General features: G+C 38.2%; 26 protein-coding genes. 22 read left to right on the top strand and 4 right to left on the bottom strand.

The window, feature by feature from the left end; all coding sequences use genetic code 11:
• Positions 1-89 precede the first annotated feature (89 nt).
• Genes xseA through recN form a run of 6 tightly spaced genes read left to right on the top strand, consistent with a single transcriptional unit; the run spans position 90 to position 5,476 of the window.
• The gene (gene xseA, locus RHP56_RS07730) at positions 90-1,367 is read left to right on the top strand and encodes an exodeoxyribonuclease VII large subunit (RefSeq protein WP_102753253.1); all 1,278 of its coding nucleotides are present in this window, start codon (positions 90-92) and stop codon (positions 1,365-1,367) included.
• Positions 1,360-1,584: an exodeoxyribonuclease VII small subunit gene (locus RHP56_RS07725; protein ID WP_002815368.1), complete on the top strand. Its 225-nt coding sequence runs from the start codon at positions 1,360-1,362 to the stop codon at positions 1,582-1,584. Before xseA ends, RHP56_RS07725 begins: the two co-directional genes overlap by 8 nt.
• A complete protein-coding gene (locus RHP56_RS07720; protein WP_102753254.1) occupies positions 1,577-2,491 on the top strand; it encodes a polyprenyl synthetase family protein in 915 nt (304 codons plus the stop codon). The genes RHP56_RS07725 and RHP56_RS07720 overlap by 8 nt, the downstream gene beginning before the upstream one ends.
• Complete coding sequence (locus RHP56_RS07715; RefSeq protein ID WP_102753255.1) at positions 2,488-3,324, top strand: TlyA family RNA methyltransferase; 837 nt, start codon at positions 2,488-2,490, stop codon at positions 3,322-3,324. Before RHP56_RS07720 ends, RHP56_RS07715 begins: the two co-directional genes overlap by 4 nt.
• Positions 3,317-3,772, top strand: a complete 456-nt coding sequence (locus RHP56_RS07710) for an arginine repressor (RefSeq protein WP_010282264.1) — start codon at positions 3,317-3,319, stop codon at positions 3,770-3,772. Before RHP56_RS07715 ends, RHP56_RS07710 begins: the two co-directional genes overlap by 8 nt.
• Before the next feature lie 36 nt (positions 3,773-3,808).
• Positions 3,809-5,476: a DNA repair protein RecN gene (recN, locus tag RHP56_RS07705; protein ID WP_102753256.1), complete on the top strand. Its 1,668-nt coding sequence runs from the start codon at positions 3,809-3,811 to the stop codon at positions 5,474-5,476.
• A gap of 52 nt (positions 5,477-5,528) precedes the next feature.
• On the opposite strand, the gene RHP56_RS07700 is transcribed toward recN, so the two are convergent.
• Both RHP56_RS07700 and RHP56_RS07695 read right to left on the bottom strand, forming a co-directional pair.
• Positions 5,529-6,836 carry an NCS2 family permease gene (locus RHP56_RS07700; protein WP_011680253.1) on the bottom strand — a complete coding sequence of 436 codons (1,308 nt, stop codon included), beginning with the start codon at positions 6,834-6,836 and terminating at the stop codon, positions 5,529-5,531.
• Positions 6,837-6,989: 153 nt separating this feature from the next.
• Complete coding sequence (locus RHP56_RS07695; RefSeq protein WP_014325056.1) at positions 6,990-8,345, bottom strand: MATE family efflux transporter; 1,356 nt, start codon at positions 8,343-8,345, stop codon at positions 6,990-6,992.
• A gap of 340 nt (positions 8,346-8,685) precedes the next feature.
• Here RHP56_RS07695 and RHP56_RS07690 point away from each other — a divergent pair, with 340 nt between their 5' ends.
• The 13 genes from RHP56_RS07690 to RHP56_RS07630 all read left to right on the top strand — a co-directional run bounded on the left by RHP56_RS07690 (position 8,686) and on the right by RHP56_RS07630 (position 21,485).
• Positions 8,686-9,348, top strand: coding sequence for a 2,3-bisphosphoglycerate-dependent phosphoglycerate mutase (locus RHP56_RS07690; protein WP_102753258.1), 663 nt, complete (start codon positions 8,686-8,688; stop codon positions 9,346-9,348).
• Positions 9,345-10,412: a glutamyl aminopeptidase gene (pepA, locus tag RHP56_RS07685; protein WP_025268378.1), complete on the top strand. Its 1,068-nt coding sequence runs from the start codon at positions 9,345-9,347 to the stop codon at positions 10,410-10,412. Before RHP56_RS07690 ends, pepA begins: the two co-directional genes overlap by 4 nt.
• Positions 10,412-11,584, top strand: a complete 1,173-nt coding sequence (locus tag RHP56_RS07680) for an FtsW/RodA/SpoVE family cell cycle protein (RefSeq protein WP_014325053.1) — start codon at positions 10,412-10,414, stop codon at positions 11,582-11,584. The genes pepA and RHP56_RS07680 overlap by 1 nt, the downstream gene beginning before the upstream one ends.
• Complete coding sequence (locus RHP56_RS07675) at positions 11,581-11,871, top strand: YlbG family protein (protein ID WP_002815350.1); 291 nt, start codon at positions 11,581-11,583, stop codon at positions 11,869-11,871. Before RHP56_RS07680 ends, RHP56_RS07675 begins: the two co-directional genes overlap by 4 nt.
• A 21-nt stretch (positions 11,872-11,892) precedes the next feature.
• Positions 11,893-12,447: a 16S rRNA (guanine(966)-N(2))-methyltransferase RsmD gene (gene rsmD, locus RHP56_RS07670; protein WP_014325052.1), complete on the top strand. Its 555-nt coding sequence runs from the start codon at positions 11,893-11,895 to the stop codon at positions 12,445-12,447.
• A 3-nt stretch (positions 12,448-12,450) separates the two neighbouring features.
• On the top strand, positions 12,451-12,939 hold the full coding sequence (gene coaD, locus RHP56_RS07665; protein WP_014325051.1) for a pantetheine-phosphate adenylyltransferase: 489 nt from the start codon (positions 12,451-12,453) through the stop codon (positions 12,937-12,939).
• Complete coding sequence (locus tag RHP56_RS07660) at positions 12,923-14,014, top strand: SepM family pheromone-processing serine protease (RefSeq protein ID WP_102753259.1); 1,092 nt, start codon at positions 12,923-12,925, stop codon at positions 14,012-14,014. Before coaD ends, RHP56_RS07660 begins: the two co-directional genes overlap by 17 nt.
• Positions 14,015-14,078: 64 nt before the next feature.
• On the top strand, positions 14,079-14,714 hold the full coding sequence (locus RHP56_RS07655) for a helix-hairpin-helix domain-containing protein (protein WP_014325050.1): 636 nt from the start codon (positions 14,079-14,081) through the stop codon (positions 14,712-14,714).
• A 1-nt stretch (position 14,715) separates the two neighbouring features.
• On the top strand, positions 14,716-16,998 hold the full coding sequence (locus RHP56_RS07650; RefSeq protein ID WP_102753260.1) for a DNA internalization-related competence protein ComEC/Rec2: 2,283 nt from the start codon (positions 14,716-14,718) through the stop codon (positions 16,996-16,998).
• Positions 16,967-17,968, top strand: coding sequence for a DNA polymerase III subunit delta (gene holA / locus RHP56_RS07645; RefSeq protein WP_011680245.1), 1,002 nt, complete (start codon positions 16,967-16,969; stop codon positions 17,966-17,968). Before RHP56_RS07650 ends, holA begins: the two co-directional genes overlap by 32 nt.
• A 47-nt stretch (positions 17,969-18,015) precedes the next feature.
• Positions 18,016-19,101 (top strand): DNA polymerase IV, encoded by a 1,086-nt coding sequence (gene dinB / locus RHP56_RS07640; protein ID WP_102753261.1) that lies wholly within the window; start codon positions 18,016-18,018, stop codon positions 19,099-19,101.
• A 39-nt stretch (positions 19,102-19,140) separates the two neighbouring features.
• Positions 19,141-20,121 (top strand): DHH family phosphoesterase, encoded by a 981-nt coding sequence (locus RHP56_RS07635; RefSeq protein ID WP_042252656.1) that lies wholly within the window; start codon positions 19,141-19,143, stop codon positions 20,119-20,121.
• Positions 20,121-21,485 (top strand): DEAD/DEAH box helicase, encoded by a 1,365-nt coding sequence (locus RHP56_RS07630; protein ID WP_014325045.1) that lies wholly within the window; start codon positions 20,121-20,123, stop codon positions 21,483-21,485. The genes RHP56_RS07635 and RHP56_RS07630 overlap by 1 nt, the downstream gene beginning before the upstream one ends.
• 55 nt (positions 21,486-21,540) lie before the next feature.
• Here the strand turns inward: RHP56_RS07630 and rpsT are convergent, their stop codons facing one another.
• Complete coding sequence (gene rpsT, locus RHP56_RS07625; protein ID WP_002815336.1) at positions 21,541-21,792, bottom strand: 30S ribosomal protein S20; 252 nt, start codon at positions 21,790-21,792, stop codon at positions 21,541-21,543.
• A gap of 49 nt (positions 21,793-21,841) precedes the next feature.
• The gene (gene rpsO / locus RHP56_RS07620) at positions 21,842-22,111 is read right to left on the bottom strand and encodes a 30S ribosomal protein S15 (protein WP_011680241.1); all 270 of its coding nucleotides are present in this window, start codon (positions 22,109-22,111) and stop codon (positions 21,842-21,844) included.
• A 220-nt stretch (positions 22,112-22,331) separates the two neighbouring features.
• Between rpsO and gatC the strand changes: the two genes are divergently transcribed.
• Genes gatC through gatB form a run of 3 tightly spaced genes read left to right on the top strand, consistent with a single transcriptional unit; the run spans position 22,332 to position 25,563 of the window.
• Entirely contained in the window at positions 22,332-22,640 is a 309-nt protein-coding gene (gene gatC, locus RHP56_RS07615) for an Asp-tRNA(Asn)/Glu-tRNA(Gln) amidotransferase subunit GatC (protein WP_025268372.1), read from the top strand.
• A 1-nt stretch (position 22,641) separates the two neighbouring features.
• A complete protein-coding gene (gene gatA / locus RHP56_RS07610; protein ID WP_102753262.1) occupies positions 22,642-24,108 on the top strand; it encodes an Asp-tRNA(Asn)/Glu-tRNA(Gln) amidotransferase subunit GatA in 1,467 nt (488 codons plus the stop codon).
• Positions 24,109-24,123: 15 nt separating this feature from the next.
• Entirely contained in the window at positions 24,124-25,563 is a 1,440-nt protein-coding gene (gatB, locus tag RHP56_RS07605) for an Asp-tRNA(Asn)/Glu-tRNA(Gln) amidotransferase subunit GatB (RefSeq protein WP_102753263.1), read from the top strand.
• Positions 25,564-25,592: the final 29 nt, after the last annotated feature.

Raw genomic sequence — 25,592 nt, 5'->3', positions numbered from 1 at the left:
ACTTAGGTTAGTTGTTTTTTTATGCAGATTTTAATGTATAATTGTAGTAGAATTTACATGTTATTGAATTAAGTAGGCTTAAAGGAAAAATGGAAAAAGAACGAAATCAATATTTAACGGTCAGTGCATTAACTGCTTATTTAAAAAGAAAATTTGATGCTGATCCGTATTTAGCCAAAGTCTATGTTACCGGTGAAATTTCTAATATGGGTCGTCGTCGCGGGCCACATTTATATTTTTCTATTAAGGATAGTGAAAGCAATGCTGTGATTAATGCATCAATGTTTGGCTATGAACGGCGTATTAAATTTCAGCCCGAAGAGGGGATGAAGATTAATGCGATTGGGCGGGTGGAAATATATGAACCACGGGGCTCATATTCCATTATTTTGGAATCAATGACTCCCGACGGCGTTGGTGAACTATTTTTAGCTTATGAACAACTAAAACGTAAACTACAGGCCGAAGGATTGTTTGATTTGCCAAAAAAACAAGTACCACTATTTCCTAAAAAAATAGCGGTAGTTACTTCACCAACTGGGGCAGTTATTGAAGATATTGCTCGTACGGTGCAACGACGTTTTCCAAGTGCTCAGGTTATTTTATTTCCAGCAGTAGTGCAGGGCGAAAAGGCAGCGCCAGCAATTATTCGGCAGCTCCAACGCATTGATAATATGGATTTTGACACGTTAATTGTTGGACGTGGCGGCGGTTCCATTGAAGATTTGTGGGCTTTTAATGATGAAAATTTGGCGCGAACTGTTGCTAGTATGAAGACACCGGTGATTAGTTCAGTTGGACATGAGACAGATAATACCTTAGTAGATTTTGTTTCTGATCGACGTGCAGCTACGCCAACGGCCGCAGCTGAACTAGCGACACCGGTAACATTACAACAATTGACCACCCGTTTGCAAGAATTACATTTACGGCAAATAGTACGGATTAAACAGATGATTGACATGAGGCAACAACGATTAAATCGAGTTGCAACGCATGTTATTTTTCAGCAACCGGATCGGTTATACACGGGGTATAATCAACGAATAGATCAGTTATCGCATGCATTGCAACAGCTAACAAAACAAAAAGTAATTAATGAAGAACACAAATTAGCGGCAATATTGCAACGACAGCAGCAGTTACAACGTAGTTTATTGCAACCTGTACAAGAAAGATTACAATTATTAAGTACTAAATTAGACTTAGTAAGCCCTTTGAAAATATTATCCAGTGGTTATGCAATTGTTGAGCATGACAATAAAGTAGTTCGTAGCATAACAAATATTACGATTAATGATGAAATTGACATGCGCTTTTCTGATGGGCATGCCACGGCAAAAATAACAGGAGTACAGCATGAGTGAACAACCCACATTTGAAGATAAGTTACAACAATTAGAAAGTATCGTGAGTCAGCTAGAAAAGGGTGATCGTCCCTTGGAAACCGCTTTGGCTGATTTTCAAACCGGTGTTGGTTTGGTCAAAGATTTACAAAAGACATTGAAGGATGCTGAAGATACATTGGCAAAGGTTATAGATAATGACGATGAATTATCAGATTTGGAATTAACTAATGATTGATTTAAAAAGTTTCCAAAAAGAATGGCTTCCAAAAATTAATCAACAATTGGAAAATGATTTATCAATGGCTTCCCCAGATGCTGATTTAGTTGCTATGATGAAGTATGCAGTTTTGAATGGTGGCAAAAGGCTCCGACCATTGCTGACGTTAGCAGTTGTTACAAGTTTTGGAGAATCTATCACACCAAGTATATTGAAAGTAGCAACGGCAATTGAATGGGTTCATTCATATTCCCTTGTTCATGATGATTTGCCGGCAATGGATAATGATATGTTTCGACGTGGCAAACCCAGCGTTCATGCATTATATGGTGAAGCCAATGCTATTTTAGTCGGCGATGCGTTATTAACTGGTGCCTTTGGAGTCATAGCGACTGCCAATAGTTCATGCAGTGTTGAGGATTGTCTTCCAACTGAAGAGCTATTATTAATTACTCAAAACTTAGTTCGCGAAGCAGGTGGATCAGGAATGGTTTTAGGGCAACTCCATGATATGGATAATCACACTGAAGAACAAAATGCTAGTACAAATTGGTTGTTAAATGATGTTTATAGCATGAAGACTGCAGCATTGATAAGATATACAACAACGTTGGGCGCAATATTGACCCATCAAAATGTCAATGTTGAGGATAATCATTTTGATCCGAAGAAGGCAATGTATGATTTTGGTGAAAAATTCGGATTGGCCTTTCAAATTCAAGATGATTTAGATGATTATCAGCAAGATCAATTAGAAGATGTGAACTCATTGCCACATATAGTGGGTGTTAAAGAGGCACAAAGTGTGCTTGACCAATACCTCTTCTCAACACAAGAAATATTAGCTAATACTGTTGAACAAGATCAACAATTTGATCGACGTTTGCTGGATGATTTTGTTAGTTTAATTGGAGATAAAAAATGAGCATTGAAAAAGAACGTGTTGATGTATTGCTGGTCCAACAAGGATTGTTTCAGTCACGTGAGCAAGCAAAACGTGCTGTGATGGCTGGTCAGATTCTTGGCAATAACGAAGAACGTTTAGATAAAGCGGGTGAAAAAATTCCCGTGACAACGGAACTACATTTCAAAGGTGAACAGCTAAAATATGTTTCCCGTGGGGGATTGAAGTTAGAAAAAGCATTGAATGATTTTGATATTACCGTTGAAAATAAAACGGTGTTAGACATTGGTTCTTCCACGGGCGGTTTTACTGATGTTTCACTTCAAAATGGTGCCAAACTTGTTTATGCACTAGATGTGGGTACCAATCAACTAGCTTGGAAGTTACGAAACGATAATCGTGTGAAAGTTATGGAAAATACAAACTTTCGCTATTCAAAATTAGCTGATTTTAAATACGGACAACCAGAATTTGCTACAATTGATGTTTCATTTATTTCTTTGGGACTTATTTTACCAGCACTAGCCAACATTATTACTATGAGTGGTAATGTTGTGGCCTTAATTAAACCACAGTTTGAAGCTGGACGTGAAAATGTTGGTAAGAACGGTATTATCAAAGATACAGCTGTTCATAAACAAGTTTTACAAAAAGTAACACAAATGATGGTTACTGATGGTTTTAGCATTACGGACTTAACCTACTCGCCAATTAAAGGGGGACAAGGTAATATTGAGTTCTTAGCAGTACTGAAACGATCAAATCAAGCCGAAATCAGCGAACATATTAATATTGACAGGTTACTTGAACGCACTTATGAGCAACTCAATCATAAGGAGAATGATCATGAATAAAAAAGATCGCCAAAAAGCCTTGTTGTCGCTCATTAAAGAGCATCCAGTGGGTCGTCAGGAAGATATTGTTGCGTATTTTGAAAAGATTGGCGAAAAGGTTACCCAAGCTACAATATCGCGTGATATTAATGAGTTGGGATTAATTAAAGTTCCAAATTCCCACGATGGCTTTTTGTATCATTTACCAAAATCCGATGACAGGCCATATTTACAGCGATTACGTCGAGCGCTACAGCAATCATTTTTGAGTTTGCGTGCGCAGCGTGGAATGATTATGATCAAAGTTCAACCTGGAAATGGTCAATTGGTATCAAACCTGATTGAGCAAGTGCAGCTACCGGAAATATTTGCGACCATAAGCGATGATGGTTCGGTTCTCGTATTATTAAAAGATGGTATTCCTACGGCAAAAGTGATTAACATTATTCAAAAGTTACTTGAAAAATAACAACGTATAGCATGTACTACGTTGATGGAGTTACTTATGTTAGAAAATCTAATTATAGAAAATTTTGCGATTATTGAAAAAGTGGATCTTCAGTTTGAAGAAGGTATGAGTGTTTTAACCGGTGAAACAGGTGCTGGGAAATCAATTATTATTGATGCACTTTTTATGTTAACTGGTGGTCGTGCGAACTCTGAAATGGTTCGTCATGGCAGTAAAAAAGCTGTTCTACAGGCAGTTTTCAGTGTTCCGGATAATCAAAAGCTAAGAGATCTAATTGCTCGAAGTGGTGTAGCAGGCGATGATAATGAACTTATTATTTATCGTGAATTAAACCAAAATGGGCGGAGTATTATTCGAATCAATGGTGTTCTTGTCAATTTGAAAACTTTAGCGGCTATTGGTCGTTACTTAGTTGATATCCAAGGACAAAATGATGCACAGCAATTACTGAATCCAGAGGAACATTTACCGTTATTGGATGCTTTTGGTGATGAAAAAATTACGCAATTTCGAAATGATTACCAAGAACTTTTTCAAAAATTTCGTTCTATCACCACTCGCATTAGAAATATTCAAACGTCACAACAAGAAATCACACAACGTTTAGATCTTTTAAAATTCCAACAAGAAGAACTGCAGGAAGCCAATTTACAGCCAAATGAAGAAAATGATTTATTAGATGCACGTGACAAGTTACGTAATTTCAAAAAAATTGCTGATCGACTTCAGTTAACGCAGACAACACTAAGCGGCGAGCAAGGCGGAGCCATAGACTCCCTCGCTGAAGCAGTTCATCAACTACAAGATATTGCAGAATATGATGATCAATATGCTGAGCTAGCAAAAACGATTTCCGAAGCTTACTACACGGCCCAAGATGTTGGCCGTGATGTTGACGAACAATTGAGTGAATTAACATACGATGAGGCAGAACTAATTCGTATTGATGACCGGCTTCAGCTAATTCACTCATTAGAACGCAAGTATGGTACATCGGTTGCAGATGTTTTAGATTTTCAAGCCAAAATCGAAAAAGAGCTTTCGCTTATAGATGATGATGAATATGATGTTGAACGACTACAGGTCAAACAAAATGACATGCGCCAGTTATTAAGAAAAAAAGCGATTAAATTACGTGAGGCCCGACAAAAAGTAGCCCGAAATTTGGAAAAGAACGTTAATCAGCAATTGAACGATTTATTAATGAATGGGGCCGAGTTTGCTGTACACTTTGATCCAGTTGAAGGCTATATCTCCTCGGGAATTGATAAAGTTGAATTTTATGTCCAAACTAACGTTGGAGAAGGAATGGCGCCCTTGGTCAAGATCGCATCAGGTGGAGAAGCTGCTCGCCTGATGTTAGCACTGAAAACTACATTTGCTAAGCAGCAGCACATCATTTCAATTGTTTTTGATGAAGCGGATACAGGTGTTTCCGGTCGTGTGGCTCAGGCAATAGCAAAAAAAATGCTCACAATTTCAACCGATTCACAAGTTTTAGCAATTACGCATTTACCACAAGTTGCAGCTGCCGCAACTCATCATTATTTGATCTCAAAGTTAACTGAAAATGATCGTACACTCACTCAAGTAGCACCATTGGATGAAGATGGTCGAGTTCACGCAATTGCTATGATGTTATCTGGTGACAATATTACTGAAACTGCTCTTGCAAATGCTCGTGATTTACGTCAAGAATTTTAAATTAACAAAATAAAAAAGACGCGCAATTTAAGCGACGTCTTTTTTTGTGTTTCTAATGCGCAATGATCATTAAGAATGCAATGAACATAATCGCTAATACATACATCAGAGGATGTACTTTCTTAATACGACCAGTTGCAATCATTGTGATTGGATATAAGATGAAACCAAGCGCGATACCATCTGATATAGAATAGGTTAGGGGCATACCAATAACAATCAAAAATGCTGGTGCTGCGATAGCCAAATCTTCCCAATCAATTAAGCGTAAGTTTTTGGCCATTAAGACGCCAACTACTACTAACGCTGGTGCTGTCACCTGTGAAGTAACAACAGATAAAAGTGGTGAGAAGAGCAGAGCAAACAAGAAAAATATTCCAGTGAACACGGAAGTTAATCCTGAGCGACCACCAACTGCAATACCAGATGACGATTCAACATAAGCAGAAGTAGGTGAAGTACCAATAACGGCACCTACTGTCATACCAACCGCATCAGCCATTAAGGCACGGCCAGCACGTGGCATTTCATTGTTTTTCATGAAGCCAGCTTGTGTGGCCAAGCCAATCATTGTACCAGCTGTGTCAAAAAAAGTAACAATCAAGAAGGTAATAACAACTGTGACTAGTTGCAGAGAATTAATATCACCAACATGCATAACGCCAGCACCAAATGTAGGTGCAAGTGAGGGAGCAGGTGAAATAATGGCAGATGGTAATTTGATTAGACCGGTTAGAATACCAGCAAGTGATGTTAAAATCATACCAATGAATATGGCAGCCGGTGTTTTACGACTCATCAATATGAAAGTAACAATAATTCCAAAAATTGATAATAGTGATGTAGGTGATGACAGATGTCCCAAAGATACCATGGTGTCTTTGTTAGCTACAATCAGCCCCGCATCATGCAATCCGATAAAAGCAATGAATAGCCCGATTCCCGAAGCAATAGCGAGTTTTAGATTTTGTGGGATAATATTGATGATTTTCTCACGAATTTTGAAAAACGTTAAAACTAAGAAAATCAATGCGGCTACAAACACACCAGCCATAGCAGTTTCCCATTTTACGCCCATGCCAATAACAACAGAATAAGCGAAGAAAGCATTCACACCAAGCCCTGGGGCAATAGCAATAGGGTAGAGTGCAACGACACCCATGAAGATAGTTGCGACAGCTGAAGCAATTGCTGTCGCTGTGAAAACAGCGCCTTTGTCCATACCTGCTGCACCCAAAACAGTAGGGTTAACAAATAAGATGTAAGCCATCGACGCAAAAGTAGTTAAACCAGCAATAAACTCGGTCCGAACACTTGTGTTGAGTTCGTCAAGTTTGAAATAATGTGCAATCGTAGACATGATTGCCTCCCAAATATTTAGTTACGAATAACGTACAATTTAATTTTAGCAGTCATTTACTAATAATTAAATTAAAAATGAGAAAATAAAAGATTTTTTCGCGAATAATAGGGAAAAACAGCAAGTGAAAGCGCTTGATAAACGAACGAAACATTATAAATGTTCGGAATTCAATGAAATATGCTGTTCTTTTAGCATTTTAACGGTTTTGAGATAAGCTGGAATCATGACCAGAACAGAACCTGTCCAAGCTAACATATTGGCCAAGCTGGCACCGAAAAATCCGAAAGGTCCAACTAAAGTAATTGCTGCTACTGTCCGCATAACTAATTCAGCAATACCAGCAAAGGTAGGGGTTCTAGAGTCATTAAGTCCTTGCAAAACATATCGTATGATAAACAAAGCGGATAGTATATAGTAGAAGGCACCGTTAGCCCAGAAGTACTGTTGTGCTAATGATAATACGCGATGTTGATCAGCACCGACAAACATAGACACAGCAACATGACCAAACATAATTTCTAAAATACCCATAAACAGGCCAAACCCCATGCTCATAAATAGCGCATGTCTTACCCCGATTAAAATGCGTTGATATTGTTTGGCACCATAGTTTTGCGCAGCGAAGGTTGCCATTGTTATACCAAATGACATCATAGGTAGTGTAGCCACTTGATCAATACGTTGCGCAGCCGTGGTTGCTGCAACTGCGTCTGTTCCTAATGTATTCAATGCACCTTGTAGAACTAATGAACCAATCGCTATAATTGAACTTTGAAAGCCCATAGGTAGGCCGGCGTGTAAATGAGTGCGAATGTCTTTTGCGTCCCATTTTAAATCGTCACGATCAACACGAAGCTGGGGGACAAATCTATAAATGTGCCAAAAGCTTAGAATAGCAGAGACTAATTGTGCAATAACAGTTGCAATAGCTGCTCCAGCAACACCAAAACCAAGGCCTAAAATCAACCATAATTCGAGGCCAATGTTAACAAACATACCAACAACCAAATAAATTAATGGTGAGCGAGAATCACCCACTGCACGAAGGGCATTAGCGGTGACATTGTACCCCATCGTAGCAAAAATACCACCTAAGATGATACTAATAAATGTGAATGCTTGATTCAAAATGTCTGGTGGGGTTTGCATGATTTTAAGTAGTGGATAGATTAGGATAAAACTCACCACGGTAACGATTACAGTGACTATTGCTGATACGATAATTGTTGATGCCATACTTTTGCGCACACCAGCAATATCACGAGCACCATAACGTTGCGCTGTAATAATTGATAATCCAGAAGTGAATCCTTGTACGAATCCTATAACTAAAAACATGATTGAACCAGTTGCTCCAACAGCAGCAAGAGATTTCACACCAAGTGTTTGCCCAACAATCAGCGTATCGGAAAAATTATATAATTGTTGGAAAAGATTTCCAATTACGAGTGGAATTGTAAAAAATAAAATTTGCTTTGCGGGAGTTCCCTGAGTTAAATCACGCATAATCTCTCCAATATAGATAAAAATGTCTTGAACATATATTCTAAACGAATAGTGGTTATTTGACTAGGGTTTTGTTCTAAAATTTATAAGAAAGACATCTGTTTGTAAAAGGCTGGATACACTAGGTTTTTACTAAGATTTTTTTCATGTCTTTTGAATTAAATTCGGAGATAAAATAAATTATCTTCGAGCTGACATCGTCGATAATTGATGTTTCGAATAATGATATAATCATACTAATATTAAAAAATGATCATTTGTGAGCAATCCAATATTTGCTTACGTAGCTTTAAAATGATTGAAACGATATAATAGGAAGAGTATAAAAAAGGAGTTGCATATGGCTGCTAAACTTGTGTTAGTTCGCCACGGAGAGTCAACAGCAAACCGTGACAATGAATTTACCGGATGGACTGACGTTCCACTGACCTTAAAAGGGGTTAGACAAGCGAACCGTGTTGGTGAAGTTTTGAAGCGACATGGCTTGCAATTCGATGTATCATTTACTTCTTTTTTAAAGCGCGCAATCATAACTGACAATATTATATTAGAAGAAATTGAGCAGTTGTGGTTACCACTCCATAAGGCTTGGCAACTCAATGAGCGGCACTATGGTGCATTACGTGGCTTGAATAAAGATTATGCTCGTCAACAATATGGCGCAAATAAAGTTGCCTTATGGCGACGTAGTTATACGGCTACGCCACCACTACTAGAACACGTTATCCCAGATAGACGTTACCCGGAAGGCTCAGAACCACGTGGTGAGAGCTTGAAAATGGCCAGTGATCGGCTTGTTCCTTATTGGCATTCAGAAATCTTACCTCAGATACAGCAGGGTAAAAATGTTTTAATCGTCGCACATGGTAGCTCCTTACGTGCTTTAGTCAAATATATAGAACATATTAGCGATGAAGACATAGATGGTCTTGAGATTGACAATGGCGAACCTATTTTGTACGAGTATGAAGAAGGATTTAGTGAGAGGATTTATTTAGAATGAATGATAGAACATGGGCTCGTGTGAAAAAGTATACGGAGCTACAAGGCACTTCTGGTCAAGAACACGCTATTCGTCAATCTTTCCGTTCTGATTTGGAACCATTGGTTGATACAATCCACCAAGAGGGACTTGGTGGTGTTTACGGTGTTAAAGAAGGACAAGGTCCACGTGTAATGTTTGCAGCGCATATGGATGAAGTTGGATTTATTGTGAAAGATATTCTGCCTAGTGGTGCACTTAAAGTGGCCGCCCTTGGTGGATGGAATCCAGCAGTAATTAGTTCGCAGAGATTTACTTTGTTCACAAGTAAAGGTAAGTATCCTATTGTTTCAAGTTCTGTGTCACCACACTTATTACGCGGCAGCGCTCACGGCCCACAGATGCCAACCGTAGAGGATATTTTATTTGATGGCGGATTTTTGAACAAAGATGAAGCGTGGTCATTTGGTGTCCGTCCTGGGGACTTTATTGTGCCACAAGTATCAACCGTTATGACAGCAAATAAAAGGCGCGTAATATCTAAATCATGGGATAATCGATTTGGACTTGTGACAATATTAGACGCTTTGGAAGAACTAGAAAATGTTCAGACACCCAATACCTTGATAATGGGCGCCAATGTTCAAGAAGAAGTTGGGCTACGCGGTGCACATGGCGCCGTCAATTTACTGAAACCAGATATTTTTTTCGCAGTTGATTCTAGTGCTGCAGATGATACTTCAGGACAGAATGGACACCAAGGAATCCTAGATCAAGGAACGTTATTACGTGTTTTTGATCCAACTGTTGTTATGCCACTGCGCTTAAAAGAATTTTTGTTATCTGTGGCTGAAGATAACCATATTCCTTATCAGTACTTTGTTTCCAAGGGTGGAACTGATGCAGCAGCAGCTCAAACTGAGTTAACTGGTGTACCAGCCGTTGCATTAGGTGTTGCTTCTCGTTACATACACACCCACCAAACAGTTTGGTCAATTAAGGATTTTGAAGCATCTAAAGCATTTGTTGTGGCCATTGCCAAAAATTTAGATGATGCAAATCTTAAAACTATTATGGGCGATTAATGTTTAAAAAAATCAGAAAATTAGATTATTGGATTGCGGTACCATTTGCCATACTCAGTGCGTTGGGTGTGGTAATGGTTTTTTCGGCGAGCTTAACGAATTCAGCAATGCTAAACTTTTACAAACAACTTCTTTTTGTTTTTATTGGTTGGATTGGTGCGTTTACTTTATTTCATTTTAATATTAACAATTGGCGCAATGAAAAATGGATAAAGGTGATGATGTTTGGTATAATTGGGCTTTTAATTATTGCCAGAATAATGCCAGCAGTTAATGGTGCTCACGGTTGGATTCCACTGGGGATTATTACTTTGCAGCCGGCTGAGTTTTTAAAATTAGTTTTGATATTATACTTTGCTGATTTTTTTGCTAAACATCCATGGCAACCACACGTTAAATTACCACAACAGCCAATTAGCCAACTTAATGCTTGGTTTTTACCTTTTTCATCTCTATTTTTATTATTTATTATGCCAGATAATGGTAATATGATTATTGCCGCCATCATTATGCTAACCATTGTACTTGCAGCTGGGGTGTCTAAAAAGATTACCGTTGCCTGGTTTGCTATCGCTGGCATTGGCTTTGGACTTTTACAGCCAATCATTAATTTGATCGATAAAGTATTTCATCTGACCGGTAGTACGCATTATGGTATTTTAAGATTAATTAATTTTGTTAATCCTTGGGCTGACCCAGATCAAAGCCGTCAACTACTATACGGTTATTACGCCATAGCTCATGGTGGCATGTTTGGTGTTGGTTTAGGAAATTCTCTCATAAAGCCATATCTACCTGAATCAAATACGGATTTTATTATGGCAGTAATGACAGAGGAACTAGGGGCAGTAGTGACTGTAATTGTGTTAATTTTACTATTAATAATCATTACGCGCCTTATTATTTTGGGCATTAGACAAAAACGTCAATATCAACGATTAGTCATGTATGGTGTAGCTACCTTATTATTTATCCAAGCTTTTGTTAATTTAGGTGGCGTTATTGGTGTGTTACCAATAACGGGTGTTGTTTTTCCATTTATTTCTGGTGGTGGATCATCATATATAGCCTTTAGCGCTGCCATTGGTCTAACGTTGAATATTGCTGCGCAACAGAAGAAAAAACCAGTCATTCATCCAAATGATACAGTGGCTAGAAAGGATTATCGATGACATTTCAAATACAACCACGCCGTGCAATTTATATCTATATCAATAATATAAGGCATGCACAACAGCTTAAAAAGTTTGGTCAAATCACGTACATATCTCGCAAGATGATGTTTGTGGGTTTATATGTGAATGATGAAAATGTTGAACAATTAGTTGAAAAAATTAAGCAATACAAGTTTGTAAAAAAAGTCGTCATGTCGCCACGTCCGGAAATTAATCCTGATTTAGACAATTTGCATGATGATATTTTCTTTGAAAATTATGATGAAGGAGGAAATACAAACTAAGAGTTTGTATATCGTATAATCATGCGGGTAGTATCAGGAAGATTTCGAGGAACACGCCTTGAAGCAGTCAATGGCGACAAAACACGTCCAACGACGGATAAAGTGAAAGAAGCCATGTTTAGCATGTTAATGCCGTATTTAGACGGCGGGGATGTACTTGATTTATATGCAGGTACAGGAGGCCTGAGCATTGAAGCTGTTTCAAGAGGTATGATGCATGCTACGTTAGTAGATCGCCAATTCCAAGCAATTAAGGTCATTCAAGAGAATATTGAGAAGACACACCATGCTGATGAGTTTACGGTCCTAAAGTCGCCAGCGCAACAAGCTTTGCTTAATTTTGTAGCCAATTCAAAAAAATTTGATTTGATTTTTTTGGATCCACCATATGCTAAAGAAACCATTGCTGCAGATATGTCGTTTATGGCAGAAAATGGGTTATTAAACTCGGGTGCTATTATATTGGCTGAAAGCAACGATGAGGCAAATTTACCGAATGAAAGTGATGATTTCTCAATCATTCAACAGAAACATTATGGTATAACCGTAGTGACGATATATCAATATGAGGGCTAAATTATGAGTATAGCAGTATTTCCTGGTAGTTTTGATCCGTTAACCAACGGTCATTTAGACATTATTAAACGTGCTAGTGGTATATTTGAAAAAGTAATCGTAGGTGTTGGTAATAATACAAGCAAAGCGGCACTGTTCACACCACAAGAAAAAATGACATTAATTAGTACTGTCGTTAAAGATTTGCCAAATGTTGAGGTAGCAATCATGAAGGGACTAACAGTTCAATTCATGAACGAAGTTGGTGCTAAGTATATCGTTCGAGGGCTTCGAAATGGTAAAGATTTCGAGTATGAACGTGATATTGCCGGAATGAACAGTGCTCTGGCAGATGTTGAGACCGTTTTACTACTTGCAAAACCGGAAAATCAAAATATTTCCAGTTCCATGGTCAAAGAAATTGGTAGTATGGGTGCTGATAATATGGTAAAGTTTGTCCCAAAGGCCATAGTTGAAGCATTAAAGGAGCGACTGAATGCGCAAAAAAAGTAAAATAGTTCTTGCTGTTGCATCCCTTTTAGTAATAGTTGGTATCGTAGTTGGCGTTTGGCCGTTGAACGGTTACATTGAGTCACCTGGTGAAGCAGACGACTTAGCACAGTTTGTTAAAATTGATGGTAAAAAGGATACATCAAAGGGACAATACAGAATTACATCCGTTTATTTGTCCCAAGCGAATGGATTTAAGTATTTACAAACTAAAATTAATCCACACCTGTCGTATGCAACTGCAAAGGAAGTTACTGGTGGACAAAGTTCAGCTACATTTAGTAAAGTACAAGATTTTTATATGCAAAGTGCAATTGCCAACGCTGAGCAGGTCGCCTTTAAAAAAGCGAATAAACCTATTACGACAAAATATCGTGGTATCTACGTACTGAGTGTCTCTTCTAAATCCCATTTCAAAAAGAGTATCAAAGTAGGAGATACCATCACTGCAATCGACGGTCATCACTACGAAAACTCAGATAGCTTTATTAAGTATTTAGCCAATAAATCCAAGGGAACGAAAGTCACTGTCGACTACACCCGGGGTGGTAAAAACGGCCAAGCAACTGGTGATACAATTAAGCTCGCTGGGACCAAGACGGCAGAATACCCAAATGGCCGTGCTGGAATAGGTATCGTGCTGACGGATAATGTGGCCGTTACAACAACGCCAAAAGTTAGTGTCAATGCCGGCCAAATTGGTGGACCTTCAGGCGGCTTAATGTTTACCATACAGATTTATGATCAATTGACTGGTGATTTGTTAGCTAAAGGACGTAATATTTCTGGTACTGGTACAATGAGTGCTGATGGCTATGTGGGTGAGATTGGTGGTATTGATAAGAAGATTATGGCTGCTAAGGCAGCCGGATCAACAGTATTCTTTGCGCCATATGTAAAGCCAAGCAAAGAGTTACTCAAGTATGAAGAGCAACATAAAACTAACTACATGCTAGCTCGAGATACGGCCAAAAAATATGCACCTAAATTAAAAGTTATTCCTGTGCAAACATTTGATGATGTCATCAATTATTTGCAAACAGGGAAAGTAATTAAGACAACTGACAGTGTGAAATAAAGCTTATCTGCTATGGTAAGCTTTTTTATTTTGAAATTCGTACTATGAAAGTAGAGGGATTGAAATGTCAGACATGTTAGAAATTGTAAAAGAAAAATACTATGAGTATAAAATTTGGATATTCATCATTTTATTTATTCTCGCTGCTATTACTTATTGTGCATATTCTCATCAGACCAAAGAAGTACCGCAGACATCATTATCTTCTTCAATAGCAAGTACAAGTGATGTAAAGAAATCTGAATCTGACGACAAAAATAGCTCAATCGTAATGGTTGATGTTAAGGGCGCTGTCAAAAAGCCTGGGGTCTACAATATTACTAGTTTTGCACGTGTACAAACAGCCATTGCACAGGCTGGTGGAACCCTAGAAGAAGCAGATATGCAGCAAGTTAATTTAGCCCAAAAATTGACGGACGGACAAATTGTGTACGTTCCTATGAGAGGAGAGACATCTTCTGCTCCAGTAAACAACGGTAGTACGTCAGCAGTGACTACGACAGATAATGAAGTTATTAATTTGAATACCGCTACGGTAGTGGAATTACAAACATTAGATGGAATTGGTGTCAAGAAAGCGGAACAAATCATTGCATATCGTGAAGAACACGGTGGATTTAAATCTATTGAGGAAATTAAACAGGTTTCCGGTATCGGTGAAAAAAGATTTGAAGCTTTGAAAGATAAAGTGACTGTTTAATATGGCGCGGATTTTAATGTTTGCTAGTTTGTTGATAGCAAGTTTAACTGGCATTATCTATTATTCATGTGCAGTTACTTGGTTCCTTTTTACTTTTATGGTCGTATTGTGTTCTTGGCAACGGCAAATTGATTTTTTGTTCAAAATCTTACTGCTGACACTACCTTTTATGGTTTATTTTATTTACAATTCGCATTGTTTACAGCAACAAGTCAATCAAAAAAATGATAAGCAACATCATGTAAGAGGTATCATTTTTCCAGATGATATTCAAATTGATGGAGCAAATCTCAAGGCAACGGCTCAGTTAGATAACCATGAGAAAGTCAAATTGTATTGGCTTTTTCCAGATGAAAAGATAAAAAACATGTGGCTTGAAAACAATAAAGTCATTTGTTTTCAAGCAGAAGCTGAATTAACGCGTATACCTGGGCCAACTAATTTCAATCAATTTGACTCTCAAAAATTTTATTTAACAAAGTCAATCACACATCAAATCAATATCAAATCATGGTATACGGAGGTAGCCAAACCGTCAACTTTACTACAAAAAATTAGATATCAACTCCATGAATGGCATAGCGTCGGTATCCATAATGCCGAGCGGCTTCCTTCTCCGCTTAGTGCATATGCAGAGGCTTTAATTCTTGGAACGACACCTCAGTCCTTATATGAAGATAATCCAGGAGTACAAACGTTAGGGTTAATTCACTTATTCAGCGTGTCAGGATTTCACGTGACTTTCTTAATGACATTACTGATGCAAATATCAAGAAGGATCTGGTTGCCAAAAGAATATACTATATTGGTGTTGAGTATAATACTGATTGCATATTTTATATTTGCGGGAGAACCCGATGTATTAATTCGTTCTATCATTTCAGGAGAATTAATATTGTTAAAGGATTTAACAAATAAGAAGATAAAAGCTCAGGTTATCTGGTCGTTGAGTCTGTTGTTTAGTTTAGCTATGGTGCCGCAAATTTTATTGACGCTAGGAGGACAACTGTCATTTGCCTTAACCTTTTGCTTGACATTTGCACAGAAACTAACATTTTGGCAAACTAACATTTTGATGAGCTTAGTTAGTTTTCCGCTTATTATTCAACAACAATATACATGGCACATTCTGCAAACATTTATCAATTTTGCTGCAATTCCTATTTTTGGTACAGTAATTGTTCCTTTGGTTATGATAGGTTTTTTTGGTCAATATATTCCATTTTTAACATATATAACAAACCTAATCATCCGGTATTTTGCTTATATGGTAGATTTATGTGGAACGTTACCAGGAAATTTTGTGGTTGGTAAAATACCTAACGCACTAGCTGCAATACTTTTGTTTTTGGCTTTAGGGATGTTTGCGCGTGAAGCCAAAATTAAGCATATCTCGAGAATATCGTGGCTTGTTTCCTTTAGTGTAGCCATGATTTTCGTACATCTCCCATATCATGGCGAATTTGCAACTTTTGATATAGGACAAGGGGATGCAGCAGTGATTCGTGAACCGTACAATAAAACAATTACGTTAATAGATACTGGAGGAAAAGTAACGTTTGGCGAACAGCCAGCATGGCAAAAACAGAAGTACTTCCGTACCAATGGCGAGACGGTAATTGTTAATTATTTACATAGCCGGGGGATTAGTAAGATTGATAACTTGGTCTTATCACATCATGATCAAGACCATATCGGTAATGCTAAAGTCATATTAACAAAAATGAATGTTAAAAATGTTATTATTCCAGCTGGAATGATGCAACAATCGTCGTTTAAAACCGAAATTAAACCATATCTTAGGTCAGCACAAGTAACAGAAGTTACCAATAATATTCAAGTATCGAAACTACCGCTTCAAATAGTTCATCCGTTTAAAAATGGTCAAGCAAAAAATGAGGATTGTATCGCGTTATTTGGCCATATTGGAGGGAAAAATATTTTCACTGCTGGTGATTTAGACCAATCTGGAGAAAAACAGATTGCAAATTTCTTGCCAGACATGCATGTTGACATCTTAAAGTTTGGTCACCATGGTTCAAAAACATCGACAAATCCTGAAGTTATCAATAAATGGCATCCTGAAATTGGCATAATATCTGCCGGACGAAACAATCGCTATAACCATCCAAATAAAGAAACGCTTGAAACAGCTCAGAATAATAAAATGACTGTCTTTAATACACAAATAAATGGTATGATGTGTTATGAATATTCAGGATTAAACGGACATTTTAAGGTAAAAATACCCCATGAACCTAAAACAACTACAACAGCAAATTGAAAATAATGCCATGGCAAACTTTTATATCGTGACAGGAGAAGAAGAAACATTGCTAAGCCACGCAAAATCAATGTTTAAGGGATTAGTTGATCAAGAGGATCGTGACATGAATTATTCCCAGATTGATTTAACCGAACAGACATTGGATGTAGTAATTAATGATGCTATGTCCGTGCCTTTTTTCGGTGATCGTCGTGTTGTTGTGGTCAAAAATCCACAATTTTTGACTGCTACAGGAAAAGTTGGGGATCGTGATCAAGAATTATTATTAAAATTATTTGATCAGCCAGTATTACAAAATATTGTTGTTTTTTTTGCCAATGACTTAAAATTAGACAAGCGTAAAAAATTAGCAAAAGTCCTTCTGAAAACGGCTGAAAATATTTCTTTACCAGCTCTTAACGAGCGCCAGGCGCAACAGGCTATCGTTCAACAACTAGATCAGCGCTCGTATGCCATAGAACCAGAAGCACTTCATGAATTAATGCAGCGTACTAATGCCCAGTACACAGATATGAAAAACGAATTGCCTAAACTAATAACCTATGCGGAACAGACAAAAAAAATAACACTAGACGTAGTATCGGCATTAGTTCCCAAGACACTGACAGCTAATGCGTTTGATTTGGTAGACGCAGTTATTAAACGACGACCTCAAGAAGCACTAACCCTTTATCATGATCTTTTACAGAATGGCGAAGCCCCGTTGCGATTAAATGCTGTTTTAACTAATCAATTTAGATTACTTTTGCAGGTTGCAGGGTTGTCTGGGAATGACCAAGACATTGGGGCGCAACTCAAGGTTCATCCTTATCGAGTAAAATTAGCCAAAGAAGCATTAAGGTCTTATCCACCACAGTTTGTACGAACAGGGTACCTAGGTATGATTGATATCGAAACACAATTGAAATCCACATCTCAAGATCCAGAACTTTTATTTGAGCGGTTTATTTTAAAAAATTTTCAGTAATATTTTTTATTGAATAAGAACACTTGTTCCTGTGATAAAATTATAGTATGCCAGAATTTCTTATCGCAGCAGACAATAGAAGAATTATTCACGTTGATCTAGATGCCTTTTATGCCCAAATTGAAATGCGTGATCATCCTGAGTTGCGTAATCTGCCATTGATCATTTCGCGTGATCCTATTGAGTCAAACGGACGTGGTGTTGTTGCGACTGCTAATTATGCCGCCAGAAAATTAGGAGTGCATTCAGCAATGAGCGCTGCCGAGGCCAAAAGATTAGCGCCAGATGCATTTTTCATGCGACCTGATTTTCAGAAATATAAGATGATATCTCAGCAAATTCATCATATTTTTCATCAGTATACTGATAAAATTGAACCTATTGCATTTGATGAGGCATACTTAGATTTAACAGATAGCGTACTCACGGGAGCGACATTAGCGGCAAAAATTCGTCACCAAATTCTAAAAGAAACGCAGTTAACCAGTTCAATTGGTGTTTCGTACAATAAATTGTTGGCGAAGTTAGCATCAGAATTCAATAAGCCAAATGGCGTTACTGTAATAACAAAAGATAATGCATTAGATTTCTTGGCAAGATTACCAATTTCCTCTTTTCGAGGAGTTGGGAAAAAAACACAAGAAAAATTTGCAGTGCTGGGTGTTGAGAATGGCGCACAATTGCGCATGATACCTCAAGAAACGTTACGAGCTCAATTTGGAAAAATGGGTGAACATTTGTTTTGGCAGGCTAGAGGTGTTCATTTTGGCGAAGTTCAATGGCATCGTCAAAGACAATCCGTAGGGAAAGAAGAAACCTTTGATCAATTTGTACAAACAAGAGATGAAGTTAATCTAGAATTCAAAAAATTGGCTGTGGAAATTGTTGAAATCATGAAAAATAAGAAATTAGTAGGACGTACGCTAAATATAAAAATTCGTGACAGCGAATTTAATACTATCACACGTTCTGTAACTCAAAGTGTGCCTTTCAAATTAGAAGCTGGGAGTATAGTATCTGTAGCGCAGACAATATTTGATGAGAATATGAATACGGCTTTTTCTATTCGTTTATTGGGAATATCACTTAGTAACCTACAGTCTAGCGGATTTGAGGAAATAACGCTGTTTTAATGTTACAATAATAGAAAATAATAATTAGAAAGTATAAACATGTCAGTAATCGAAGAACAAATATTAGAACAGATCAAGCGTTACGATACAATAATTATTCATCGGCATCAACGACCTGACCCAGACGCTTTTGGTTCACAGTTGGGTTTGAAAGAAATATTAAAAGCAAGTTTTCCAGAAAAAAAGATATATGCTGTGGGCAAAGAAGTTCAAGGATTAGCATGGATGAATGAAGATGACAATTTCATGGATGTTATACCCGATGCTGCTTACAATAAGGCTCTTGTTATTGTAACTGATACAGCCAATGCACCGCGTGTAGATGACCAACGCTGGCCAGATGGTTTAGAAGTTATTAAAATAGATCATCATCCAAATGATGAACCATACGGGGATTGGCAATGGGTTAAAGATGGTCACTCCGCTACAAGTACAATGATTTTTGAGTTTTATGAAAAACTTAAGGGTCAAGGATTGGTGATGACCAAAAAAGCAGCGCGCCTATTATATATTGGTATTATTGGAGACACGGGTCGATTTATGTATAGTATCGATTCAGAAACGTTCCGTGTGGTGTCAGAACTGTTTAAGTATGATTTTGATTACCAAGAAATTCATCATGCGATGGCAACCATTTCGGAAAACGCAGCCAAATTGTCAGGCTATGTTTTGCAAAACTTAAGCATACTACCCTCGGGATTTGCTTATGTTATTTTAACTAAAGAATTGTTAAAGCAATTTGACTTGAAAGATGCCGGGACAGCTTTTGTTGTACCATTACCATCAAAGATAGATTGTGTGAAATCATGGGCTATTTTTGAAGAACAAGACGAAGGAAACTATCGTGTCAGACTGCGCTCACGAACAATTGCAATTAATAAGATTGCAAACCAATTTGAGGGTGGCGGTCATCCAATGGCTTCAGGAGCTTGGGCGCAAGATCAAGGTGATATAGATCGCTTAATCAATATAGTTGATAGTGCTCTTAGCGAGAAGCAAGACGCAGAAAAGGAAGATTGATGGCTGAAAAAGCAAACCAATTTGGACAATTTAATTTAAAAAAGGAAGTTATTGACGCATTAAGTGCTATTGGTTTTTATGAACCAACTGCTGTGCAAGCAAAATTAATTCCTGATGTTTTACAAGGACGAGATGTGGTCGGACAATCGCAAACTGGTTCAGGAAAGACGCACACATTTTTGATTCCAATCTTGAATCAATTAGAGCAGGATAAAAAATACGTACAAGCAGTAATTACGACACCGTCACGTGAATTGGCAGCGCAAATCACCAAGGCGATGAAAGAATTTTCTAATCAGCTAAACACTGATATTTCCATTTCTGAGTTTGTGGGTGGAACAGACAAGCAACGACAAATTAAACAATTGGAAAATCACCAACCACAAATTGTCATTGGGACACCGGGTCGGATTAAAGATTTAGTAGAGTCTGGATCATTGAAGTTACATGCAGTTCATACGCTTGTTGTAGATGAAGCTGATATGACGTTAGATATGGGATTTTTAAATGAAGTCGATTATATTGCAGGTGCAATGCCTGAGGGTCTTCAGACATTGGTGTTCAGTGCGACAATGCCAGAAAAGTTGAAGCCATTCTTGAAAAAATATTTAGATAACCCACATTTTGAAGCTATACCAGTGTCAACGGTCATTGCCGATACAATTGACAATTGGTTATTAGCTACTAAGTCAAAAGATAAGAATGACATTATTTATCAAGTATTAACTATTGGTAATCCATACTTAGCATTGGTTTTCGCTAATACCAAAGAGCGTGCGAAGGAAATTTCGAGTTTTTTGCGTGGACATGGTTTGAAAGTGGCCGAAATACATGGCGATATTGAACCACGTGAACGTCGACGTGTTATGAAAGCGATCCAAAACTTAGAATACCAATATGTCGTGGCAACAGACCTAGCTGCACGTGGTATTGATATTGAAGGTGTTTCGCATGTCATTAATGATGATATACCTGCCGAATTAGAATTCTTTGTTCACCGTGTGGGTCGGACGGGCCGTAATGGTTTGCCTGGATTAGCCATTACGTTGTATGGTCCAGATGAAGAAAATGAAGTTGCTGAATTAGAAGCCTTGGGTATCACTTTTAAGGCTAAGCAAATTAAGGGTAATGAAATTATTGACGTTAAGGATCGAAGGGCTCGTGTTCAGCGAGTAGCCACAACCAAAAAATTGGATTCAACTATGGTTGGTATGGTTAAAAAGAAAAAGAAAAATGTCAAGCCAGGTTACAAAAGACGCATTAAAAATGCAATTCAGCGTAAAAATCAAATGGATCGTCGAATATCTCAACGACAAGAAATGAGAGCAACACGCAAAGCAAACAAACAACGTGGAGAACATTAAAAAAAGGACTTGGAAATTTTTCCAAGTCCTTTTAGTATTCAAGGAAGTAGGTTAATTACTTAACGTACTTAGCTAAACGTGACTTTTCACGTGAAGCTTTGTTCTTCTTGATCAAACCTTTTGAGTAGGCGTGATCAATAGCTGAAGAAGCAGCCTTGTATAATTCTGCTAAGTTGTCTGTACCAGCAGCTGCAGCTTTTTCAAACTTTTTTACAGCTGTACGGTAAGCGCTGAGTTGTGGTTCGTTACGGTCGTGTTGCTTCTTAGTAAGACGAACACGTTGAATTGCTGATTCAATAACAGGCATATGTCTTTTCTCCTTAAATTTGATACGAGGTTTTCAAGTAATCCTAAGATTAACGACGCAAACCTAAGCGTTGGATCAATTCACGATAACGTTGAATATCAGTATTGCGGAGGTAACGTAATAAGTTACGACGGCTACCAATCTTCTTCATTAATCCACGTTGTGAGTGGAAATCATGCTTGTGAGCTGCCATGTGTGTGTTCAACTCGTTAATATCAGCAGTTAAAACTGCGATTTGTACTTCAGCTGAACCTGTATCGCCTTCGTGGCGGGCGTATGCCTTGATGATTTCGTTCTTACGTTCTTGTGTAAGTGCCATATTTATATCCACCTTTCTAAAATGTCGCCAGAGACTGCGTAAAGCGATGGTGAGCCGCTCAACAAAGTTACTGGTCGTGTTGTTTGTACAACATTCTTAATTATACAGGAATACCATTGAAATGCAAGGCGAGAGATTGACAAATATGTGATAAAATGGACTAGTATATAAACACTGAAAGGAAGTGTGCCTACAGAAATGTATGCACCCGCGGATATTTATGGCCGAAACAACAATCACACGTGACGAAGTTGCCCATGTTGCAGGGTTAGCCAAATTAGCTTTTAACGATGCTGATCTTGACCAATTTACAACACAATTGGGTGATATCTTGAATATTTTTGATACGTTGAGCGAGGTAAATACTGATGATGTTATCCCAACATACTCAGTAACGGAAAATGTTAATCATTTGCGTGAAGATGTCGCAAATAACTGGAATCAAAAACAAGAACTTCTTAATAATGCACCACTTGAAGCTGCAGATTTAATTAAGGTTCCTGCAATTTTGAATGGTGAGGGGGAATAACATGACAATTAATTATTTTGAGCATGATTTAACTTCTTTGCACAATCAGTTGGTAAACAAAGAAGTAAGTGCGGTAGATTTGACACGTGCATCGCTTGATAACATTTCTAAAACTGATGATAAATTAAATGCATTTATTAGCACAAACCCAGACGAAGCTATAGCACAAGCTCAAAAAATTGATGAAAAATCTGATTTTTCGAATGTCTTGACAGGTCTCCCTTTGGGATTGAAAGATAATATGGCAACCAAGGGCATTCAAACAACGGGTGCTTCGCATATTTTGGAAGGTTTTAAGCCAATCTATAATGCGACAGTGGTGGAAAAATTGCAAAACCTAGGGGCGGTTTCTGTTGGAAAGACTAACATGGATGAATTTGCCATGGGTGGTTCAACAGAAACCTCATACTATAAACAAACATCAAATGCGTGGGATCATAGTAAGGTGCCAGGTGGATCATCAGGTGGATCAGCTGCAGCAGTTGCCGCTGGACAAGTGCCATTTGCATTAGGGTCTGATACCGGTGGTTCAATTCGCCAGCCAGCTGCCTTTAATGGAATTGTTGGTTTAAAGCCTACGTATGGTCGTGTTTCACGTTGGGGCTTGTTTGCCATGGCTTCTTCACTTGATCAAATCGGGCCTTTCACAAGAACTGTGAAGGATAACGCAACAGTACTAAATGCTATTGCTGGTTTCGACGAGAAAGACTCAACTTCATCGCAGCGTGAAGTGCCTGATTTCACTGCAAAGTTAAGCGGTGATGTTAAGGGCTTAAAGATCGCTGTGCCAAAAGAATACTTTGGTGAAGGTATTGATCCAAAAGTTGCCAAGCAAGTCAAGGCTGCTATTGCACAATTAGAAGCATTGGGAGCAACTGTTGACGAAGTAAGTCTTCCACACACTAAATACGGTGTAGCTGCATACTATATTATCATGTCATCAGAAGCATCATCTAACTTACAACGTTATGATGGTGTGAGATATGGTTTCCGTGCCGATGACGTTAAAAACTTGGAAGATTTATATGTCAAAACACGTTCAGAAGGTTTTGGTGACGAAGTCAAGCGTCGTATCATGTTAGGAACGTTCTCATTGTCAGCTGGTGCGTATGATGCTTTCTTTAAGAAGGCCGCTAAAATTCGTACATTGTTGATTGAGGACTTTAATAAGGTTTTTGAAGACTATGATGTAATTGTTGGACCTACTGCGCCAACAGCTGCATATGGTCTTGGTGAAGAGGTTGATGACCCTACAGCAATGTACCTGGCAGATGTTTTGACTATCCCAGTAAACTTAGCTGGTCTACCTGGTTTGTCAGTCAACGCTGGATTTGTTGATGGATTGCCTGTGGGCTTGCAAATTATTGGTAAGCCATTTGACGAACAGACTGTTTATCAAACAGGATATGCTTACGAACAAGCCAGCCGTTTGTTTGAACAACATCCTGACGTTGCGAAAGAATATTAAAGAGGAGGGGCACACATGGGAACTGGAAATTTTGAAACAACGATTGGACTTGAAGTCCACGTTGAAATGCAAACAAACTCAAAGCTGTTGTCACCTTCACCGGTTCACTATGGTGACAAGCCAAATACTAATACAAACGTAATTGACTTTGGTTATCCTGGTGTTTTGCCGGTAGCAAACAAAGGCGCATTGGAATATGGTATGCGTGTTGCGCTGGCATTACACGCACAAATTTCGCCATTGATTCGTTGGGACCGTAAAAACTATTTTTACCCTGATAACCCCAAGGCTTATCAAACAACGCAATCACAAACACCAATTGGTACTAACGGTTACTTAGATGTGACATTGGCCGATGGAACGGTAAAGCGTGTCCGCATTGCAGAAATGCACGTTGAAGAAGATGCGGGTAAAAATACACACGGATCTGATGGTTATTCTTATGTTGATTTAAACCGTCAAGGGACACCATTGATTGAAATTGTTTCAGAACCTGATCTTGCCTCACCAGATGAGGCTTATGCTTACTTAGAGCAGTTGCGCCAAGTTATTTTATTTACAGGTGTTTCTGAAGCTAAGATGCAAGAAGGTCAAATGCGTGCAGATGTCAATGTATCACTCAGACCATTTGGATCAGATCAGTATGGAACAAAAGTTGAAATGAAGAATATTAACTCATTCAACTACGTTCGTAACGCATTGATTTTTGAAGAAAAGCGACAGGCAGAGGTTTTGCGTTCTGGTGGTGTAATTCAACAAGAAACTCGACGCTATGATGAACCAACTAAATCGACAATCTTAATGCGTGTAAAAGAGGGAGCAGACGACTATCGTTACTTCCCAGAACCTGATTTATCTCCGGTGGTCATTGATCAAAAATGGATTGATGAAGTTGCTGCAGACTTACCAAAATCATCGAGTGAACGTCAAGAAGCCTATGTAAATGACTTGGGAATTGAACCTTATGATGCAGAAGTTTTGACACAGACGCTTGCTATGTCTGATTTTTATGATGCGACTGTAGCTTCAGGAGCTGATCCAAAACGCGCTGCTAACTATCTAATTGGTGATGTGAATGCTTATATGAATAAGAATCAAGTCGAGCTGCAAGACACGCGTTTGACTCCTGAGCATTTAGCAGGCATGATTAAGTTGATTGAAGACGGAACAATCTCTACAAAGCAAGCCAAGCAAGTCTTTGAAGCGATTATGATTGGTGAAGAGCCAGAAGCCTTTGCTAAGAAGCATGGTCTGGTTCAATTAAGTGATCCAGATTTGTTGTTAGGCTGGATTACTGAAGTATTGGACAATAATCCGCAATCTATTGAAGACTTCAATGGCGGTAAAGATCGTGCTACTGGCTATCTTATTGGGCAACTTATGAAAATGTCCAAAGGACAAGCAAATCCAAGTGTTTTGAATAAGCTGTTGTTGTCAGAGTTAAAAAAACGATAAACTTTGAAAATGTAAACTAGTCAATAAGC

Source organism: Leuconostoc sp. C5 (genome assembly GCF_056530425.1).
This window is presented reverse-complemented; position numbering and strand designations above follow the sequence as displayed.